General features: G+C 54.1%; 4 protein-coding genes. 1 reads left to right on the top strand and 3 read right to left on the bottom strand.

What is annotated here, in order from left to right:
* Nucleotides 1-1,850, bottom strand: a 1,850-nt coding sequence (gene lon / locus ABYV26_RS20560; protein ID WP_372683233.1) for an endopeptidase La, incomplete at its 3' end; no start/stop codon positions are given.
* A 199-nt stretch (nucleotides 1,851-2,049) separates the two neighbouring features.
* On the opposite strand from lon, the gene ABYV26_RS20555 reads away from it, so the two are divergent.
* Entirely contained in the window at nucleotides 2,050-2,826 is a 777-nt protein-coding gene (locus ABYV26_RS20555) for an A24 family peptidase (protein ID WP_372683232.1), read from the top strand.
* A gap of 80 nt (nucleotides 2,827-2,906) precedes the next feature.
* On the opposite strand, the gene ABYV26_RS20550 is transcribed toward ABYV26_RS20555, so the two are convergent.
* Nucleotides 2,907-4,265, bottom strand: coding sequence for a LuxR C-terminal-related transcriptional regulator (locus ABYV26_RS20550; RefSeq protein WP_372683231.1), 1,359 nt, complete (start codon nucleotides 4,263-4,265; stop codon nucleotides 2,907-2,909).
* Nucleotides 4,266-4,321: 56 nt separating this feature from the next.
* A partial coding sequence (locus tag ABYV26_RS20545) for a putative nucleotidyltransferase substrate binding domain-containing protein (RefSeq protein ID WP_372683230.1) occupies nucleotides 4,322-5,065 on the bottom strand: 744 nt, incomplete at its 5' end.

The raw sequence follows: 5,065 nt of genomic DNA, 5'->3' as shown, positions 1-5,065 counted from the left end.
CCGGTGGATAGCCCCACCTGGCTGTGTTCCTTGTCCATTTCCGGATAATACTTGGGCGGTCCCAGGTATTTTTCCAGAGACTGACGAGTCACCTGAAACGGGCCTCTCGCCCCTTCGGCGATTCGTCGTGCCAATTTTCGGCACAGGGTCCCCAACTCGCGTTCAAGGTTTCTCAACCCCGCCTCGGAGGTGTACTCGTTGATGACCTGGACGACGGCTGCATCGCTGAAGCGAATCTGACGGGGCTTGATGCCGTTCTCTTTGACCTGCCGCGGAATCAGGTGAGTTTTCGCAATGGTTTTCTTCTCGTCCTCGGTATAGCCGGACAGGTTGATCACCTCCATGCGGTCCAGCAGCGCGGACGGGATGGTATCTGAGATGTTGGCGGTCAGGATGAACATGACCTTGGACAGATCAAAGCTGAGATTGAGGTAGTGATCGCTGAATTCAAAATTCTGCTCCGGATCCAGTGCTTCCAGGAGCGCCGAGGATGGGTCGCCCCGAAAATCGGCACCCAGTTTATCGATTTCGTCCATCATGAACACAGGGTTGTTGGAGCCGGCCTGCTTCAACCCCTGGATGATTCGCCCGGGCAGCGCACCAATGTAGGTGCGCCGATGTCCCCGGATCTCAGCTTCATCCCGTATGCCCCCCAGGGAAATGCGCACGAATTTTCGTTTCATGGCATTGGCGATGGCCCGACCCAGCGACGTTTTTCCCACCCCCGGCGGGCCCACGAAACAAAGAATGGGCCCCTTGGTCTGGGGATTGAGCTTGCGAACGCTCAGGTATTCCAGAATGCGGTCCTTGATCCGTTCCAGGCCATAGTGGTCCATATCCAGTACGGATTTTGCCTTTTTGATGTCGATGACATCGGTCGTAGACTTGCTCCAGGGCAGCTCCACCATCCAGTCCAGATAGGTTCGTACCACCGATGATTCTGCAGAATCGGGGTGCATCTGTTCAAGCCGGCGTAATTGTTTGTCGGCTTCCGTTTTGGCCTCTTGGCTCATTTTAGCGCGTTTGATCTTACTTCTGTACTCGTCGATCTCCTGGGTGCGCTCGTCCAGTTCTCCCAGTTCCTTGTGAATGGCTCTAACCTGCTCGCGCAGGAAATAGTCTTTCTGGCTTTTTGATATTTCGTCCTTCACCTCGGATTGGATCTTGGCCTGCATCGCAGACAATTCCACTTCGTGGAACAACAAGTCGTTGACTTTTTTAAGGCGCTCGAAGGGGTCGATGATTTCGATGATGGCCTGGGCTTCGTCAATTTTCAAGCGGAGGTTCGAGGCCACCAGGTCAGCCAACCGACCAGGATCGTTGATGCTGGTGAGAATGGATCCCACTTCGTTGGTGTATTCGCCGCGCAAGGTGAGAATCCTCTCGGAGTACTCCCTGACATTGCGCATCAGGGCCTCGGCTTCCAGGTCGACGGTGGAGGATTCAGGCTCCTCGATGATGTCGATTTTCACACGGAACAAGGACCGCTTGCGCACGTATTTGGCAATCCTGGCCTTGGCGATCCCCTGGACGAGTGCCTTGACGCGACCGTCCGGAAGCTTGAGCATCCTCAAAATCCGGCTGACCGTTCCGATCTGGTAGATTTCATCCGGTTTGGGGTTTTCGATGCCCGGATCGATCTGGGTTGCCACAAACAGGTAACGGTCCTTTGAAATCGACTCTTCGATGGCGTTGACCGATTTTTCACGCCCGACGAACAAGGGCAACAGCATATCCGTGAAGATCACTACATCACGCACCGGCATCATGGGAAGGATGGTTGGAATGACCGCTTCCGGATCGTCCTCCTCGATAATGCTGATCAGATCATCTTTATCCGTTTCACCCATCTTGACTCCTGGAGATCTCGATACCAAACTTCATTCACAGCCCTGCTAAGATGGCTGTTTCGTAAAATGTTCTATATAATAACACTTAATTTTTCTTTGACAATGGTACGCCGGTTCTTTTAAGAAGCTTTAGCATCCTGTCTGGAAACGCTTCCAGAACAAGACGATCCTTCGGGCCAACACGCATGAATGGACTGACATGACGACACCACTGACGGTGAACATACTGGCATTTATCTTCGGCGCCTGCATCGGCAGCTTTTTAAACGTCTGCATCTATCGCATACCGGCCGCCTTGTCCATCGTTCATCCCGGTTCAAGCTGTCCCCGCTGCAAGACGATGATTCCTTTCTACGACAACCTCCCTATCCTCAGTTATCTGCTGCTGATGGGGAAATGCCGCAGCTGTGCGGCACCCATCGCCATCCGCTACCCCTTTGTGGAGTTGTTGGGCGGGCTCTTCGCCCTGGCCTGCGCCCTCAGCTTCGGCCCCACGCTGCATGGGTTGGTCGTTTTCGCCTTCATTGCGACGCTGATCGTAATCAGCTTCATCGATCTGGACCACCGCATCATTCCAGACACGATTTCACTACCCGGGATCCCGCTTTTCTTTCTGGCTGCCCTGGCCGTCCCCAGCGTCACCTGGCGCGCCAGCGCCATCGGCATCCTAGCAGGCGGCGGAAGCCTTTTCGCCGTTGCCTGGGTTTACCAGTCCATGACTGGAAGAGAGGGCATGGGCGGCGGAGACATCAAGCTGCTGGCCATGATCGGCGCCATGGTCGGCTGGCAGGGCATACTGTTCACCCTCTTCGCTGCATCGGCCATCGGCACTATCGCCGGTCTGCTGACCATGATCCGATCCGGAAAAGGCATGCGGCTGGCCATTCCCTTCGGCCCCTTTCTGGCCATGGGGGCCACCATCTACCTGTTTTTCGGCGAAAGCCTCATTGCCTGGTATTTCAATTTTCTCCGGTAATGGGTTTGGACTTCAGTCCTTGTCAATATCCGGAGAATGCAGCGCTGGGCCGCAAGATGCCGTTTCTGGATGGACAGTGGCTACTGGATGGAGAGCAAATAGGTGCGCAGATTCACTTTCTTGCCTTTGATGCCGAGCCGATCGCGGATGGCGTATCGATATCCTTCTACCGTCCGGGTGGAGATGCCCAGCATGCGAGCGATCTCCCTGGCCTTTTTGCCTTGCTTGACCATGGTGGCCACCTTGATCTCAGTCGGCGTGAATCCGAGGTAATCGAAGGAAAGCTTGCGACTCAACGGCGAAACGATTTCGTTGAGGTTGGACTCCAGGATGTCGAGGTAGGCGTTTTGCTTGGCGTTCAGCCCGCTTGTTTTCATCTTGTTCAAATAGGGACGGATCAAGGATTTGACATTGTATAGAACCTTCTCCTCCAGGGCTTTGCGGTCTTCATCCCGTTTTTTTAACAGCACCTTGAGTGCCGTGTTCACTTCTGAAAGGTTGTCGGATCGAGACTCCAGTTCCCGGCCTTTGGCCGCCAGTGCCTCCTTGCTTTTCATCTGATCGGTAATATCGAACATGATGCCATTGACGAAACGGTTCTGCTGCCCGTCGACACAGGTGGCAATCACATGCATCCAGCGCCACTGGGCCATGACGCGGTGAAACACCCTGAATCGATGGTTAAATTTGAGATCCGTGTAACCCCTGGCATAGGCGTAACGCAGCGCCTTGCGATCCTCCGGATAAACCTGAAACCACTGATGCACTTCCTGCGACGGTGTGACACCGGCGATATCTTTTGCCGACGGACTGACAAAAATCACCTTCAACCGCCTGGGACGGACCGGATTCACTTGAAGGCGGAAGACGGCAAAATCCGAGGCGGTCTCCATGAGCAGCTGCTGGCTGGCCCGGCTTTCATTCAAATCTTTCTGAATCTGACGATCGCGGGTGATATCCCGGCCGCAGCCGACGGTGCCGATCATCGCCCCTGATTCATCCAAGAGCGGCGCCTTGTGGACGTCCAGTACCAGATATTGTCCGCGAACCAGCCCGTCCTCCACAAACCGCATCGCCTTTTGCTTGGCTTTTACGATCTCGTCTGAATTTTCACACACTTCACCGAATGTGTGGCGCTGGCCGTTGGACCGCTCCAGGTCGGCGAAGTAAACGTCGTTCTTACCCGCTACCGCCTCAGGACTATTGCACATGAGCAGGCGTTCGCAAAGGGCCCGGTTGGCGAACAGGTAGCGATTGTCCATATCCTTGGCCCAGATCATATCCGGTGCGTTATCGGCAATGCGACGGGTCAGTTTTGCCAGGGCATCGAAATCGGCATGCCGTTTGGCCAGCGACCGGGATAGGTTACGGTTATCCGCCTCGAGGGTTTGTATCCGCTTTTCCAATTCATCCCGGCTCATCGTCTTTCCTGGTGTCATGTCATCTCTGATCCGCTGGATCGTTGCCATCCCGAATCGACTGTTTTACCCGACCATCAGGCAATGCCGATAAACTCGAAATTCATCTTGGACTGAAATTTCTCGAGTCGCTTGAATATCTCTTTGAGCATGGTTTGTTCGATGTGGGTCAGTTTTTTGGGCGTGATGTAATTGTCGGGCTTTTTATTATCGTCCATGACGGCGGTGATCTGCCGCACAAATCGCAGCTGCATGAGGAAGCTGTAGGCCTTTTCAAGTTCTTCATATTCCTGCGGAGAAATGACTTTCTTGATCCTGAGCTGATCGAGCCGCTCCAATGTATTGGTCTCCTCGATCCTGTTTTTAAGTGCATACACCCGCGCAAAATCAACAATGGGGGTCATGGCGCTTTTTATGTCCAACGCGTTGCGGTGGCGGCCTTTGGATTCAACCACGAAATTGCGAAAAAATCCGAGGGGCGGCTTGAAATTGAGGGCATTTTCGGTCAAGTGCCGGAAAAAACCAGACCACCCGTCTAGCGAGGCGAACAAATGCCGACGCAAATCGACAATCAGCGAATCTTCTCCAAACCCGCGTCGGAAATCAAAAAAAATACTGGCCTGAAGGAGGTCCTCGGCTTCGGCGGCGTGAATCCAATCGCTGAAATAGACCTTCCATTGGCTCAAGGATTGACACCACTGCGGATTCTTGGCCATGATACCGCCCGTACAGAAATCGTAGCCGGCCTCGTTCAACAACCTACAGGCGATGTCACCGTACTTTCTGAAATAGCGGTCGACGGACGCGGCGTCGGCCGGATG

Source organism: Desulfosarcina sp., from assembly GCF_041551955.1.
Lineage (GTDB): Bacteria > Desulfobacterota > Desulfobacteria > Desulfobacterales > Desulfosarcinaceae > Desulfosarcina.
Note: the sequence above shows the minus strand (reverse complement) of the source record. Positions and strands in the feature narration are given on the sequence as shown.